This is a genomic window from Burkholderia sp. Z1, from assembly GCF_014893795.1.
GTDB lineage: Bacteria > Pseudomonadota > Gammaproteobacteria > Burkholderiales > Burkholderiaceae > Burkholderia > Burkholderia theae.
This window is the reverse complement of sequence record NZ_JACFYL010000001.1, coordinates 144,651-160,033: the sequence shown is the minus strand read 5'-3', so window position 1 is coordinate 160,033 and position 15,383 is coordinate 144,651. Positions and strand designations below refer to the sequence as shown.

Below are 15,383 nucleotides of genomic sequence, written 5' to 3'. Positions count from 1 at the left end.
ACGTCCCGCTACCCAGGGAGACGGCAGCCCATGTCGCATTCCAAGGATCTCGAGCCGCGCGCCACCACCGGTGCGCGACTGCTCGTCGATGCGTTGCTCGCCAATCACGTCGAACGCGTGTTCTGCGTGCCGGGCGAGAGTTTCCTCGCCGTACTCGATGCGCTGGCGGACGACACCGCGCGCATCCAGACGGTCGTCTGCCGCCACGAGGCGGCCGCCGCGAACATGGCCGAGGCGGTCGGCAAGCTGACCGGCCACCCCGGCATCGCGTTCGTCACGCGCGGGCCCGGCGCAACGCATGCGTCGATCGGCGTGCACACCGCGTTCCAGGATTCGACGCCGATGATCCTGTTCGTCGGCCAGTGCGCGCGCGAGCACCTCGACCGCGAAGCCTTCCAGGAAATCGACTACCGCCGGATGTTCGGCCAGATGGCGAAGTGGGTCGCGCAGATCGACGATCCGCGCCGCATCCCCGAATACCTGAGCCACGCGTTCCACGTCGCGACGTCCGGCCGGCCCGGCCCGGTCGTGCTCGCGCTGCCGGAGGACGTACTGTCCGAAGCGTGCGCGGCGCAGCCCGCCGTGCCGGCCGCGAAACGCGTCGCGGCGGCGCCGTCCGCCGCGCAGATGGACGAGCTGCGCGAGCGGCTCGCGCGCGCGGAACGGCCGTTCGCGATCGTCGGCGGCAGCGGCTGGACACCCGAAGCGTGCGCGAACCTGCGCACCTTCGTCGAGCGCTGGCAACTGCCGGTCGCGTGCGCGTTCCGCTACCAGGACACGATCGACAACGCGCACCCGAACTATGCGGGCGACGTCGGGCTCGGGATCAACCCCGCGCTCGCGAAGCGCATCCGCGACGCCGACCTGCTGCTCGTGATCGGGCCGCGCCTCGGCGAAGCGACCACCGGCGGCTACACGCTGCTCGACATCCCGAAGACACGCCAGACGCTGATCCACGTGCACCAGGGCGCGGACGAGCTCGGCCGCGTGTATGCGGCCGACCTGCCGATCGTGTCGGGGATGCCCGAAATCGCCGCGCCGCTCGCCGCGCTCGAAGCGCCCGAGCGCCCGGCCTGGGCCGGCGCGGCCGACGACGCGCATCACGCGTACCGCGAATGGCATGCGCCGCTGCCGATGCCCGGCGACGTCCAGCTCGGCGACGTGATGGTGCAGCTGCGCGAGCGCCTGCCGCACGACGCGATCCTGACCAACGGCGCAGGCAACTACGCGATCTGGCTGCATCGCCACTTCGCGTACCGGCACTTCCGCTCGCAGCTCGCGCCGACGAGCGGCGCGATGGGCTACGGGATTCCCGCCGCGCTCGCCGCGAAGTCGCTGTACCCGTCGCGCGCGGTCGTCGCGCTTGCGGGCGACGGCTGCTTCATGATGGCCGGCAACGAACTCGCGACCGCGATGCAGTACGGGCTGAACATCGTCGCGATCGTCGTCAACAACGGGCATTTCGGCACGATCCGCATGCATCAGGAGCGCAACTACCCGGGCCGCGTGCATGGCACGGGGCTCACGAATCCCGATTTCGCCGCGTATGCGCGCGCGTTCGGCGCGCATGGCGAGACGGTCGAGCGCACCGCCGATTTCGCGCCGGCGCTCGAGCGCGCGCTGACCTGCGGGCTACCCGCGCTGATCGAGATCCGCATCCCGCAGGACGCCAGCACGCCGGCCGCGACGCTCGAACAGATCCGCGAACAGGGCCGCCGCGCACGCGGCGGATGACGGTGGCCACGCGCAGCGCGCCGCCCGGCATCGCGCTCGCGCACGACGACGCGCTCGTGCTCCCCGGCACGCTGCTCGCGCCCGACGGCACGCTCGTCGCGCCTTACGACATCGAGCACGGCGATGCGCGCGCCGTCGGCCACGTGCCGGCCGCGGCCGCGCTCGGCCTGCTGCACGCCGCGCATCGGCCGTTCCGGCTCGACTACGACCGCGCAAGCGATGTGCACGTGATCAACGGAATGGGCGTCACGCTCGGCGATTCGGTGATCGGGCTAACCGCGCTCGCCGCACTGCGCGCGGCGCATGCGGGCCTGCGCTTCACGCTGTACCGGCCGGCCCGCGCACCGCGCCATGTCGACGCGCTGTATGCGCTCGCGGCCGACGTCGTTGCGCCGTCACGCGCGCTGCCGTGCCCCGCCGACGTGCTGCCTGCAGACGCGCCGTGCATCGACGTCGGCAATCACCTGTACTGGCCCGCGTTCGCGCGGCTGCCGATGATCGATTTCTTCCTCGACGCGCTCGGCGTCGACCCGGCCACCGTGCCGGCCGCCGAGAAGCGCAACCGCTGGCTCGCGCGGCTGCCGCTGCCCGCGCTGCCGGCCGCATGGCAGCGGCCGTACGTGCTGTTCTGTGCGAACGCGAGCACCGCGGTGCGCAGCGTGCCGCCCGCGCTGCGCGCGGCGTTCGTGGAGATGCTCGTGCAACGCTATGGGCTGCCGGTGGCCGGGTTCGGGCCCGTTGCGCATCCGGCTTACGTCGACGTGAGCGGCGACGCGGCCGACACCGCGCGGTTCATTGCCTGGGTCAAGGGCGCCAGCCTGCTGTTCGCGCCCGACACGGCCGCGCTGCATCTCGCCGACGGTTTCGACGTGCCCACGCTCGCCTGCTTCACGACGATCAGGCCGGCGCTGCGCGCGCGCGACTATCCGCATTGCGTGCCGGTCACGCTCGACCTGCCGGCCAAATTGCACGGGATGCATCGCAGCGAGCGGCCGGACGATCTCGCGGCAGTCGAAGCCGCGTATCGCGCGGTCGACTGGGATAAGCTCGCGTGGCCCGCGCCGCGCGAAGCGGCGGCGACCACCACCACCACTGGATAAGAGAACCGCACGCGGCAGCCGGCCGGTAGGCCGAAGGCGCCGCCGTCGTCACCCCGCCGCGACCATCACCGCGCGGTCGCGCAGCGTCTCAGACGGCCGCTTGCCGAACAGCCGCCGATAATCGGTCGCGAACTGGCTCAGATGCCAGAAGCCCCACGCCTCCGCGACGTCCTGCACCGAGCCGGCCGCGCGGCCGCACAGGTCGCGCCGCGCGCCGTTCAGCCGCAGCGTGCGCAAATAGGTCGCGGGCGCCATCCCGAGCACGTCCTGGAAGCAGTACTGCAGCGTGCGCCGGCTCACGTGCAACTGCTCGCACAGCTCGGGCACGCCGACCGGGCGCGTGCGGTGCGCGAGCACGTAGTCGCGCGCCTGCTCGACGATCCAGCGGCGCGTCGACGGCGTGCGGCCCGCGCCATCGTCGCCCGGTTGCGCGCACGCATCGAACAGCGCGGTGAGCACCTCGGCCTGCAGCTCATCGCGCTGCGCATCGGGCAGCGGGCCGGCCACGGCCACCGCGCCGTCGAGCCGGCGGCCGAGCAACGCGCACAGGCGCGCGAGCCGCGCATCGCCGACCTGCATCACGCGCTGCGTGAACAGCTGCTCGTCGAGCGCGCGGTGCTCGACCTCCTCCGCATAACGACGCAGCACGTCGCCACGCACGACGACGCCGTAGATCGAAAACTGCGCGGGCGTCACCAGTTCGAATTCGACGTTGCCGGGCCGGAACGCGAGCGCGCCGGGCCCGATGCGGCACGCATCGACGCGCGCCGTGCCGTCGCACACGAGCGGGATGCCAAACCAGTACGCATCGCCGCGCACCTCGCATGCCTGGCGCAGCAGGTGGCTCGTCGATTCACGAAACAGCTTCATCGTGTCGAGCGGCAGCTCGGTCAGCGTGCCGACGAAGCGGCCGGCCGCGAGCTGGTCGTAGGTCTGCCGCCAGCCGATCAGGTTGCGCGCCTGCTCGTCCGCATCGTGCGCGACGCTGACGACGGCCTGCCCGGCCAGCCCATCGTCGCCCTGCGCGTTGCGCCGCGTGTCTTCGGCGGTCGGTTCTTCGATATACGCCACGTATTGATCCATCGTGTCCTCCCTCACCTGCCCGGAACCGCGTTTGTCACGCAAGTCCCGTGCCGAACCGCGCGGCCCGGCAACCAGCCCGTCATTCCACGCTGCCCGGCCGGTGCGCGCCATACGGGCGCACCCGGACGCGGCGCGCGGCGCACGCCGCCGGTGCGATCCGCGCGACGACCGCGCATGCGCGTCGCCGCTTGTTACCGAGACTATCGACTACCGGCTGCCGGCCGTAGCCGCACGACCCGCGTGCCGCAGTTGCCGTACGCCTGTGCGACCGCCAGCTCGACGATCGCGCTGCCGGCCGGCCAGGGTGCCGCGTCGGCCTCCGGCAGATCGGCACGCAGCGTGGCGCGGCCGTTGATCCGGTAGCGGATGCCACGCATGAAATCGACGAACAGCAACCCGACACCGCTGCCGTCGCACGCTGCCGCGTCGATCCGGCCAGCGCCACCCTGCGCGGGCAACGCGAACCGCAGCGTCTTCGTGTCGATCACGCGGACCACGGGCAACAGCTCGCCGTGCGCGTCGCGCAGGCTATGCACGATGTCGCAGGTGACGCTTGCGCGAGCGCCGCACGCGGTGCCGATGAACATGAACGGCTGCGATTCGACGAATTGCCACACGCCGATGCTCACGCGCGTCGTCACCACGTCGCTCATCCGCTCGGCTTCGTCGGCGACGCCGAAACGCTGCTGCGCGTCGAGTTCGCCCGCGTGGAATACGGGGTGGCGCGCAAAGGATCGGGGCAGTTCTGACATGCTGGTTTCCGTCACGCGCGTCCGCACACCATGCCGCCGCGAACCCGCGACGGCCGGTATCGTTTCCAGCGCGGGCCGCAACGCTACGCGGCCGACGCCGGCTGCCGGATGTCGAAATCGAACAGGGCGAAGTGCCGGATGACCGGCACCTCGCCACCGCATCGGCGATCAGAAGAACCCGAGCGCCTCGGCCTGATAGCTGACCAGCAGGCACTTCGTCTGCTGATAGTTCGACAGCGCCATCTTGTGCGTCTCGCGGCCGATCCCCGACTGCTTGTAGCCGCCGAACGCCGCGTGCGCGGGGTACAGGTGGTAGCAGTTGGTCCACACGCGGCCGGCCTCGACCTCGCGGCCCATCCGGTACGCACGCGTGCCGTTGCGCGTCCACACGCCCGCGCCGAGCCCGTAGAACGTGTCGTTCGCGAGTTCGATCGCGTCCTGCTCGTCCTTGAACGTCATCACCGACGCGACCGGCCCGAAGATCTCTTCCTGGAACACGCGCATCTTGTTGTTGCCGAGCAGCATCGTCGGCTTCACGTAGTAGCCCGTGCCGAGTTCGGCGGCCGGCGCCGTGCGCTCGCCGCCCGTCAGGCATTGCGCGCCTTCGCCGCGGCCGATGTCGATGTACGACAGGATCTTGTCGAGCTGCTGCTGCGACGCCTGCGCGCCGATCATCGTCTGCAGGTCGAGCGGGTGGCCGGACTTGATGCGCTCGACGCGCGCGACGGCCTTCTCGATGAAGCGTTCGTAGATCGATTCCTGGATCAGGATGCGCGACGGGCACGTGCACACTTCGCCCTGGTTCAGCGCGAACATCGCGAGCCCTTCGAGCGCCTTGTCGAGGAATGCGTCGTCCTGGTCGAGCACGTCGGCGAAGAAGATGTTCGGGCTCTTGCCGCCCAGCTCGACCGTCGACGGGATCAGGCTGTCGGCCGCCGCGCGCAGGATGTGCTTGCCGACCGGCGTCGAACCCGTGAACGCGATCTTCGCGATCCGCTTGCTGGTCGCGAGCGCTTCGCCCGCTTCCTTGCCGAAGCCGTTCACGATGTTGATCGTGCCGGCCGGGAACAGGTCGCCGATCAGTTCCATCAGCACGAGCACCGACGCGGGCGTCTGCTCGGCCGGCTTCATCACGACGCAGCAGCCGGCCGCGAGCGCCGGCGCGAGCTTCCACGCGGCCATCAGCAGCGGGAAGTTCCACGGGATGATCTGGCCCACGACGCCGAGCGGCTCGTGGAAGTGATACGCGACGGTGTTGTCGTCGATTTCGGAAATGCCGCCTTCCTGCGCGCGAATGCAGCCCGCGAAATAGCGGAAGTGATCGATCGCGAGCGGCAGGTCGGCCGCCATCGTCTCGCGCAGCGGCTTGCCGTTGTCGATCGTCTCGGCCACGGCGAGCAGCTTCAGGTTCTTTTCCATCCGCTCGGCGGCGGCGAGCAGCAGGTTCGCGCGCTCGGCCACGGACGTCTTGCCCCACTTGCGGCGCGCGGCATGCGCGGCGTCGAGCGCCAGCTCGATATCGTCGGCACCCGAGCGCGGCACGCGGCAGAACGGCTGGCCGTTGATCGGCGACACGTTCTCGAAATACTCGCCCTTCACCGGCGCCACCCACTTGCCGCCGATGTAGTTGTCGTACTGCTGACGGTACGGGTATTCGACGTCGAGGCCCAGTTGCTTCAGGTCAAACGGGTTCATACATGTCTCCTGTTCATCGTGCTTGTGTGAGTACAGCGCCGGTTGGACCGCGCTGCACTCGTTTACGCAACATGCGTGCCAATCAGGACGGGAGCGAAACGGAAGCAGCGCGACCGCGGCCGGCCCGGGTGCGCGCCGTGCCGTGGCCGCGCACGCGGCACGGCGAGTGTGCCGATTCTGAACACCGCGACTGCGCAGCGGCGTGGCCGGTGTTCGAAACTTCCACAGTGGGTGTGCGGGGCGGCACGGGCAGGCGGGCAGCGCCGCGTGGCATGTCGCTTGCGTGCGAATCGCGCATCCTGACCACACGCTACGGCGTTCGCGCCGATCGACCCCATGAGCGACCCCGGCCCCCTGACCGACGACGCCGTCGCGTTCATCCGCGAGCAGGCGTTCCTGATCGTCGCGACCGCCGACGCGGCGGGCGACAGCGATTGCTCGTACCGCGGCCGCCAGCCGCGCGCCGACGGCTCGTTCGCGCCGCTGGTCGACCTGCCCGACCGCCGCACGCTCGTGCTGCCCGACTTCGCGGGCAACAACCTGTTCAACACGATCGGCAACCTGCTGGTGAATCCGGCCATCGCGCTGCTGTTCGTCGATTTCGTGCGCCAGACGACCTGGCTCGTGCAGGGGCGCGCGACGATCGACGAGGATGCGGGAAGCCGCGCGCATCTGTGGCCCGACGCGAAGCGCTATGTGGTGGTCGCGGTCGAGCGGGCGCAAGCGCGTGCCGATGCGGCACTGCCGCCGCTCGTGTTGGCGTGATGCGATGAGCGCAGCGTCGGCGTGCGGATGCCGGTCACGATGAAACACGACGGCGCGACGGCTGCGATGGCCGAAGCGCCATGCTGCTCGACGACTCGATAACGCAACCGCTCAGCCCCCGTGCGTCTCCACGCAGGCCGGTTCGATCCGGCTGCGTGCCGGCACGTCGGCATGCGCATGCCCGTCCGTGTCGTCGCCCGTTTCGGCGGCCGCCGGCCGTTCACCGAGAAACACGAACACCACCACCGCGCACAACACCGTGACGACGGCCAGCCCGGTCAGCAGCCGGTCGAACGCATGCGTATAACTCGCGAGCAGCACCGCATGGCCGACGCCCGGCAACACGGCCGCCGCGCCGGCAAGATCGCCGGTCGCGAGCCGCGCGGCCGCACGCAGCGTCGCGTCGGGCGTGCCGGCGGCGCCGGCCGCCTGCCGCAGCCCCGTCTGCGCGAGCGCGGCCAGCACCGCGCCGACGATCGCGAGCGCGATCCCCTCGCCGGCCACGCGCGTCGTGCTGAAGATGCCCGTCGCCATCCCCGCGCGCTCCTTCGGCACGACACTCACCGACAGCCCGTCCATCAGCCCCCACGGCATGCCGGCCCCGACGCCGATCGCGAGCATCGGCGCGATCGCCGCAGGCCCCGCGCCGCCGCGCAGCGCGATGCCGAGCCACACGAGCCCGGCCGCCGCGACCAACAGCCCGAGCCCCGAGATCACGCCGGCCGACAGCCAGCGCGTGAGCGTCGCCGCGACGAGCGGCACGACCAGCATCGGCGCGGAGATCGCGAGCATCAGCCAGCCGGCGTCGATTTCGCTGAAGCCGTCGATGCCGATGAAGCGCAGCGGCAGCACGACGAGCAGCACGATGTAGCAGCAGCAGGTCGACACCGGCAGCACCTGCACGCCGACGAAGCGCGCGATGCGGAACAGCGACAGGTCGAGCATCGGCCGCGCGACGCGCGTCTCGATCATCACGAACGCGCACGCGCCGAGCGCCGCGCCGGCCAGCAGCGCGATCACGAGCGGGCTCGACCAGCCGCGCGCGGGCGCCTCGATCACGCCGAACGTGAACAGCGTCAGCGCGGCGGTGAACGCGGCCGTGCCGGGCCAGTCGAGCCCGGTCGCGTGCGGATCGCGCGACTCGTGCATGCGCGGCAACCCGAACACCAGCGACAGCACGCCGGCCACCGCGCCCGTCACGAAGATCGCGCGCCAGCCGTAATGCCCGATCAGGACGCCGGCCAGCACGGGCCCGAACGCGAGTCCGATGCCGAAGGTCGTGCCGAGCAGGCTGAACGCACGCGTGCGCGCCGCGCCGTCGAATTCCTGCGCGAGCGCCGCAGTGCCGCCCGCGAGCGCCGCGGCCGCCGCGAGCCCTTGCGCGGCGCGCAGCAGGTCGACCGCGAGCATCGACGGCGCGAAGGCGAGCGCGGCCGACATCAGCGTGAAACCGCCGACGCCGATCGCGAACACGCGCTTGCGGCCGAACTGGTCAGCCAGCGCGCCCGCCGCCATCAGGAAGCTGCCGAACGCGAGCATGAACGCGTTGGTGATCCAGTTCATCGCGACCGGGCCGCCGTGCAGGTCGCGGCCGATCGCCGGCGTCGCGACCGCGCCGCCCGAAAACGACAGCGGCAACGCGACGGCGGCCATGCAGACGGCGGCCAGCACCCACGTGCGCCGGCGCGCCGACACGGCTGAAGCGGCTGAAAACGGGTGATCCATCATCGCTCCTCGAAAAGCCGGCGCGGATGCGCCGTTGGAGCGACAGAAGATAAATCCGATTCAATCCGCGAAAAACCACGCGAAGTTCCGCATATAACGGACTAAAATTCCGCAATTCACCCAGCCACCTGCATCGGCGCACGCACTTCGATGGAAAACCTGACCGGCATCGTCGCCTTCGTCCGCACCGCCGACGCGCTGAGCTTCGTCGCGGCCGGCCGCGCGCTCGGCATCTCGGCGTCGGCGGTCGGCAAGACGATCGCGAAACTCGAGCTGTCGCTCGGCGTGCGCCTGTTCAACCGCACGACGCGGCGCGTCACGCTGACCGACGAAGGACGGCACTTCTACGAACGCTGCCAGCGGATCCTCGAGGATTTCCGCGATGCCGAAGCGACCGTGACGGCATCGGCACAGCGCCCGCGCGGCAAGCTGCGCGTGAGCCTGCCGGTGATCGGCTACCGCTTCCTGCTGCCCGTGCTGCCCGAATTCCGGCAGCGCTACCCGGACGTCGAGCTCGATCTGGATTTCAACGACCGGATGGTCGACGTCGTCGAAGGCGGCTTCGATGCGGTGATCCGCAGCGGCCCGCTGTCGGATTCGCGCCTGATGTCGCGGCGGCTCGGCCCGTTCGCGTTCGTGCTGTGCGCGACGCCCGCGTATCTCGCGCAGGCCGGCACGCCGCGCACCCCACACGATCTCGAAGCGCACGATTGCGTGCGCTACTGCTTCCCGACCACCGGCAAGCTGCAGGACTGGGCGCTCGCGGCCGCCGACGGCACGCCGCTGAAGCTGCGCACCGCGATGACCTGCAACAACATGGAAGCGCTGCGCGGCACCGTGCTCGCGGGGCTCGGCATCGGCTACATGCCCGACTTCCTCGCGCGCGACGCGCTCGAACACGGCGCGCTCGTCACCGTGCTCGACGACTACCGGATCGCACCGGGGCAATTCTCGATCGTGTGGCCGTCGAGCCGACAGTTGTCGCCGAAGCTGCGCGTGTTCGTCGATTTTCTGTGCGAGCGGCTGTTCAAGTAGCCGCGCGCCGTCACACCGCCCCGATCCGCTCCGTGTCGGACGGCGGCAGCAGCGCATCGCTGTCGTCCTTCAGCCCGACGCCCGTCAGCTGGAGCCGGCGCGCATGCGTCATCAGGTAATGCAGCTTGTGCGCGGCGGCCGCGTGCGGCAGCCCTTCGGGCCGCACGTTCGAAATGCAGTTGCGCAGCGCATCGTGGCAGCCGACTTTCGGCGCCCACGTGAGGTACACGCCGAGGCTATCGGGCGAGCTGAGCCCCGGCCGTTCGCCGATCAGCATCGCGACGACCTTCGCGCGCAGCAGTTCGCCGATCTCGTCGCCGAGCGCGACCCGCGCCTGCGTCGCGACCACCACCGGGCCGATCCGCCAGCCGTCCGTGTCGAGCCTCGATCGCACGGCCTGCAGCAGCGGCAGCGCCTGCTTCGCGGCCGCGAACGCCGACAGCCCGTCGCCGACCACGAACACGACGTCCGGCGCATCATCGAGCGCCGCGCCGTGAGCGGTCAGCAGCGCGCGCCCTTCGTCGGACAGCTTGCGGCCGAGATCGGGCCGGCGCAGGTAATGCTGGCGATCGGGCGCGGCACTCTGCACGCCGAGCGTCGCGAAGCCGGCCGCGTCGAGTTCGGCCCGCAGCGCATCCGCGTCGAGCGGCTGGTGCACGGCGTCGCGCGCCTGCGCGTGCGACAGGTTGAACGCGAGCAGCGGCGCGGTCGGCAGGCTGTTGCCCGCGCGGCCGAGCGCGATCCGCGCGTTCGTGAACGACTTCAGCTGCGCCCACGGGTTCTTTTCGACGGCGTCGCTCATGCCGAAATCCCCATCCAGTCGTTCGCGCCCGCCAGCAGCGGCACACGCGACGTCGCGGCGCGCAGCGCGCCGTGCGCGTCGGCGATCTCCATCGTCTCCAGCCACTCCTCGAACTCCGGCGCGCGGCGCAGGCCGAGCACCTCGCGCACGTAGAGCTGGTCGTGGAACGACGTGCTCTGGTAGTTCAGCATCACGTCGTCCGCACCCGGAATCCCCATGATGAAGTTGATGCCGGCCGCGCCCAGTAGCGTCAGCAGCGTATCCATGTCGTCCTGGTCGGCTTCCGCGTGGTTCGTGTAGCAGATGTCGCAACCCATCGGCACGCCGAGCAACTTCCCGCAGAAGTGATCCTCGAGCCCCGCACGGATGATCTGCTTGCCGTCGTACAGGTATTCGGGGCCGATGAAGCCGACCACCGTGTTCACGAGGAACGGCTCGAACTTGCGTGCGACCGCATATGCGCGCACTTCGCAGGTCTGCTGGTCGACGCCGTGATGCGCGTTCGCCGACAACGCGCTGCCCTGGCCGGTTTCGAAGTACATCAGGTTGTTGCCGACGGTGCCGCGCTTGAGCGACAACGCGGCCTCGCGCGCCTCGCCGAGCAGCGCGAGCGAGATCCCGAAGCTCGCGTTCGCCTTCTCGGTGCCCGCGATCGACTGGAACACGAGATCGACCGGCGCGCCCTTCTCGATCGCCGCGATCGTGTTGGTCACGTGCGTGAGCACGCACGACTGGGTCGGCACGCCGTAGCGTTCGCGAAACCCGTCGATCATCGCGAGCAGCTTCACGATCGCCGCGAGGCTGTCGGTCGCCGGGTTGATGCCGATCATCGCGTCGCCGCAGCCGTACATCAACCCGTCGAGCATCGACGCGGCGATGCCCTTCACGTCGTCGGTCGGGTGATTCGGCTGCAGCCGCACCGACATCCGGCCGGCCAGCCCGACCGTGTTGCGAAAGCGCGTGACCACGCGGCGCTTGCGCGCGGCCGCGATCAGGTCCTGGTTGCGCATCAGCTTCGACACGGCCGCGACCATCTCGGGCGTGAGGCCCGGCGCGATCCGTTCGAGCGCCGCGCCGTCGGCCGCGGGCGACAGCAGCCAGTTGCGGAAATCGCCGACCGTCAGGTGCGAGATTTCCGCGAACGCCTGCGCGTCGTGATCGTCGACGATCAGTCTCGTGACTTCATCGTCTTCGTACGGAATCACCGCTTCGTTCAGGAACGCCTTCAGCGGCACGCCCGCGAGCGCGATCTTCGCGGCCACGCGCTCCTCCTCGCTCGCCGCCGCGACACCGGCGAGCTGGTCGCCGGAACGCAGCGGGCTCGCCTTCGCGAGCAGCGTCTTCAGGTCCGCGAAGCGGTACGTGCGCGGACCGATCGTCTCCGTGTAGGACATCGTGCGAGTCTCCTTGCCAAAAGCCGACGGCGCGCCCGTTCGACGGGGCGCGCCGGATGCCGTCAGGAACGGCCGTTCACCTTCACCCTGCTCACTCCTCCAGCAGCGCGTCGCCCGGCGCACTCTCGCGCTGCGAGCGGGTCGCGAGGAAGTACGCGTAGCCGAACGCGAGGAAGCCGAGGAACACCAGCGCGACCAGCCCGTTGAAGTACACCATCGTACCGAGACAGATGACCGCCGCAACGATCGCGAATGCCGGGAAGATCGGGTACAGCGGCGCGCGGAACGGCCGCGCCATGTTCGGCTGCGAGCGGCGCAGCTTGAACAGCGACGCCATGCTGACGATATACATCACGATCGCACCGAACACCGACATCGTCACGATATTCGCGGTCAGCGTCTGCCCGCCGAACTGGATCAGCTCGTCGCTGTAGATCGCCGCGATGCCGATCACGCCGCCCGCGAGGATCGCGCGATGCGGGGTCTTGAAGCGCGGATGCACCTTCCCGAGCCACTCCGGCAGGTAGCCTTCGCGGGCCAGCGCGAAGATCTGGCGCGAATAGCCGAGGATGATCCCGTGGAACGACGCGACGAGCCCGAACAGCCCGAGCCACACCAGCATGTGCATCCAGCCGCTGTTCGCGCCGACGATGTACTTCATCGCCTGCGGCAGCGGATCGTTGATGTTCGCGAGCTTGGTCCAGTCGCCCGCGCCGCCGGCGAACACCATCACGCCGATCGCGAGCGCGACGAGGGTCAGGATCCCGGCCACGTAGGCGATCGGAATCGAGCGCTTCGGGTTCTTCGCTTCCTCGGCGGCCATCGCGACGCCCTCGATCGCGAGGAAGAACCAGATCGCGAACGGGATCGCCGCGAACATCCCGTGGAATGCGCCGACGCTGAAATGATCGGCGCCCGACCAGCCGCCCTTCATGAAGTTGCTCCACGCGAAGCCCGGCGACACGACGCCCATGAACACCAGCAGCTCGAAGATCGCGAGCAGCGTGACGACGAGCTCGAAGGTCGCGGCGATCTGTACGCCGACGATGTTCAGCGCCATGAACACGAGATACGCGCCCATCGCCGCATGCTTCGGCTCGAGGCCCGGGAACTGCACGTGCAGGTACGCGCCGATCGCGAGCGCGATCGCGGGCGGCGCGAACACGAATTCGACGAGCGTCGCGGCGCCGGCGAGATAACCGCCGGTCGGGCCGAATGCGCGGCGTGCATACGCGAACGGGCCGCCCGCGTGCGGGATCGACGTCGTCAGCTCGGTGAAGCTGAAAATGAAGGTCGTGTACATCGCCGCGACGAACAGCGCGGTAATGACGAAGCCCAGCGTACCGGCGCTCGCCCAGCCATAGCTCCAGCCGAAGTATTCGCCGGAAATCACGAGACCGACCGCGATGCCCCACAGTTGCCAGGTCCCGAGCGTCTGCTGCAGCGCGGGCTGGCCGGACGACTTGGCGCCGGCGGCGGGCCGGCCATTCGACTCTGCTTTCATCGGACTTTCTCCTCAAAGGCGCCGGGCCTGTCGGCGTGCGCGACTGAGAATCGATGCTAGAGAGTCATTAAACGACGTGTTATCGAAATTCGGCAAAGATCGCGGGTTACGTTTCGCTGACGGAAACGCCGGCCGCGATCGTCGCCATGGCCGTCCGGCCGCACGACGCGGCCGGACCACCGGCACTTACTGGCCGCCGCCGCGCTGGTTGAACCAGCGGTCGAGCAGCTTGCCGGCCGCTTCGCGGCCGCCGAGGCCGAACGACAGCGCGACGGCCACCGCGATCGCGCCGAGCACGAGGCCGAACGCGAGCTGGACGATCTCGTTGGCGATGCCCATCGCGCGCAGCCCCATCGCGAACACGAGGCCGAGGATCGCGAATTGCGCGATGCGCGCGAACAGTACGCTGTGCTCACGGTCAGCCTGCTCGATCACGCGGCGCGCGAGGCTCGCGAGCCACACGCCGATCACGAGGATCAAGCCACCCATCAGCACGTGGCCGCCGAATTCGATGAACAGCGTGACGACGTCGCGCACCTGCGAGAAACCGAGCCGGTTCGCGGCTTCGACCGACGCGAACAGCATCGCGAAGAACACGATCAGCCGCGCCACCAGCACCGACGGCTGCAGGATCCCCGAGAACACGCGCTCGACGCCGAGCACGGCCGGCAGCCCGTCGGCACCGGCGGCTTCCAGCAGCTTCTGCGCGAGCGACGCGACGAAGCGTGCGAAGTAGAACGTGACGAGCACGATCACGATCGCCGCGACGATGTCCGGCACCGCGCCGAGGAACTGGTTCAGCATGTTGGTCGCGGGACCCGAGATCGCGTCGATCTTCAGCGCGTCGAGCGCGGAGATCAGCGTCGGCACGAACACGAACACGTAGACGATCGTGCCGATCAGGCTCGATACGCGCACGGGCGTCGGGCTGTCGAGACGCTGCGTGAGGCGGTCGGCGCCTGCCGCGACGAGCAGGTTCGTCACGAGGCCGCGCAGCACGCGCGCGACGACCCAGCCGACGAAGCCGATCACCGCGGCCGCGAACAGGTTCGGCACGATCGCGAGCAGCTTGTCGACCATCCCCTGCACGGGCGACAGCAGCCCCGACAGTGCGAACGACGCGAGGATCGCCGGCAGGAACATCAGGATCACGAGCCAGAACAGCACGTCGCCGAGGTAGCCGCTCATCGGCTGCATGCCCGCGCCTTCGGACAGCTTGTCGTCGATCTTGCTCGCCTTCAGCGCGCGGTTCGCGAGGCTGCGCAGCAGCGACGCGATGAGCCACGCGATCAGCGTCAGCGCCGCGCCGCCGATCAGGTTCGGCAGGTAGTTGACGATATGCGTGACGAGCAGCGAGAACGGATTGGAGACCGCGTACAGGTTGAGCACGTTGAAGATGCCCACCGCGGTGACGAGCAGCACGAGCCAGAACAGGCCGCCGGCGATGATCCGCTCGACATACGCGCCCTGGCCGGTGCTTTCGTTGATCCGCTGATCGACCTTCAGCGCGCTGAGCAGGCGCAGCGCGCCGGCCCGCACGACCACCGCGATCAGCCAGCCGATCACCAGGATGCCGATCGCGCCGGCGATCTTTGGCAGATATCCGCCTAGCGTGGCCTGCAGCGACGTGATGAAGCTGGAAGCATCCATTTCTTGTTCTCCCGAAAAACGTGGCGTTGCGATTGAACATCGACGAACTACCTGCGTACTTCGAAACACCTGCGTTGCCGCTTGAGCAAAGTACCCGAGAAAAATGACGCCTTCACCCGATTTCACCGTCTTTAACTTTAGTTG

Annotated in this window: 12 protein-coding genes; 4 read left to right on the top strand and 8 right to left on the bottom strand. The window is 69.5% G+C overall.

Going from position 1 to position 15,383, the window contains the following annotated elements; all coding sequences use genetic code 11:
- The first annotated feature begins 30 nt into the window (after positions 1–30).
- Entirely contained in the window at positions 31–1,734 is a 1,704-nt protein-coding gene (locus H3H55_RS00690) for a thiamine pyrophosphate-binding protein (protein ID WP_193097415.1), read from the top strand.
- Positions 1,731–2,834 carry an ADP-heptose--LPS heptosyltransferase gene (locus H3H55_RS00685; RefSeq protein WP_193097414.1) on the top strand — a complete coding sequence of 368 codons (1,104 nt, stop codon included), beginning with the start codon at positions 1,731–1,733 and terminating at the stop codon, positions 2,832–2,834. The genes H3H55_RS00690 and H3H55_RS00685 overlap by 4 nt, the downstream gene beginning before the upstream one ends.
- A gap of 48 nt (positions 2,835–2,882) precedes the next feature.
- On the opposite strand, the gene H3H55_RS00680 is transcribed toward H3H55_RS00685, so the two are convergent.
- The 3 genes from H3H55_RS00680 to H3H55_RS00670 all read right to left on the bottom strand — a co-directional run bounded on the left by H3H55_RS00680 (position 2,883) and on the right by H3H55_RS00670 (position 6,364).
- Complete coding sequence (locus tag H3H55_RS00680; RefSeq protein WP_193097413.1) at positions 2,883–3,917, bottom strand: helix-turn-helix domain-containing protein; 1,035 nt, start codon at positions 3,915–3,917, stop codon at positions 2,883–2,885.
- A gap of 200 nt (positions 3,918–4,117) precedes the next feature.
- Complete coding sequence (locus tag H3H55_RS00675) at positions 4,118–4,669, bottom strand: hypothetical protein (protein WP_193097412.1); 552 nt, start codon at positions 4,667–4,669, stop codon at positions 4,118–4,120.
- Positions 4,670–4,837: 168 nt separating this feature from the next.
- A complete protein-coding gene (locus tag H3H55_RS00670) occupies positions 4,838–6,364 on the bottom strand; it encodes an aldehyde dehydrogenase family protein (protein WP_193097411.1) in 1,527 nt (508 codons plus the stop codon).
- Positions 6,365–6,700: 336 nt separating this feature from the next.
- Here H3H55_RS00670 and H3H55_RS00665 point away from each other — a divergent pair, with 336 nt between their 5' ends.
- Complete coding sequence (locus H3H55_RS00665; protein ID WP_129513394.1) at positions 6,701–7,129, top strand: pyridoxamine 5'-phosphate oxidase family protein; 429 nt, start codon at positions 6,701–6,703, stop codon at positions 7,127–7,129.
- A gap of 111 nt (positions 7,130–7,240) precedes the next feature.
- Here H3H55_RS00665 and H3H55_RS00660 read toward each other — a convergent pair whose 3' ends face one another.
- Positions 7,241–8,854 carry an MFS transporter gene (locus H3H55_RS00660; protein ID WP_193097410.1) on the bottom strand — a complete coding sequence of 538 codons (1,614 nt, stop codon included), beginning with the start codon at positions 8,852–8,854 and terminating at the stop codon, positions 7,241–7,243.
- A gap of 150 nt (positions 8,855–9,004) precedes the next feature.
- Between H3H55_RS00660 and H3H55_RS00655 the strand changes: the two genes are divergently transcribed.
- Positions 9,005–9,889 carry a LysR family transcriptional regulator gene (locus tag H3H55_RS00655; RefSeq protein WP_048247861.1) on the top strand — a complete coding sequence of 295 codons (885 nt, stop codon included), beginning with the start codon at positions 9,005–9,007 and terminating at the stop codon, positions 9,887–9,889.
- A gap of 10 nt (positions 9,890–9,899) precedes the next feature.
- On the opposite strand, the gene eutC is transcribed toward H3H55_RS00655, so the two are convergent.
- The 4 genes from eutC to H3H55_RS00635 form a co-directional block, all read right to left on the bottom strand.
- On the bottom strand, positions 9,900–10,691 hold the full coding sequence (gene eutC, locus H3H55_RS00650; protein ID WP_193097409.1) for an ethanolamine ammonia-lyase subunit EutC: 792 nt from the start codon (positions 10,689–10,691) through the stop codon (positions 9,900–9,902).
- Positions 10,688–12,085, bottom strand: coding sequence for an ethanolamine ammonia-lyase subunit EutB (locus H3H55_RS00645; RefSeq protein ID WP_193097408.1), 1,398 nt, complete (start codon positions 12,083–12,085; stop codon positions 10,688–10,690). The genes eutC and H3H55_RS00645 overlap by 4 nt, the downstream gene beginning before the upstream one ends.
- A 91-nt stretch (positions 12,086–12,176) precedes the next feature.
- A complete protein-coding gene (eat, locus tag H3H55_RS00640; RefSeq protein ID WP_048247867.1) occupies positions 12,177–13,589 on the bottom strand; it encodes an ethanolamine permease in 1,413 nt (470 codons plus the stop codon).
- A gap of 186 nt (positions 13,590–13,775) precedes the next feature.
- Positions 13,776–15,239, bottom strand: a complete 1,464-nt coding sequence (locus H3H55_RS00635; RefSeq protein WP_193097407.1) for a mechanosensitive ion channel — start codon at positions 15,237–15,239, stop codon at positions 13,776–13,778.
- Positions 15,240–15,383 lie beyond the last annotated feature (144 nt).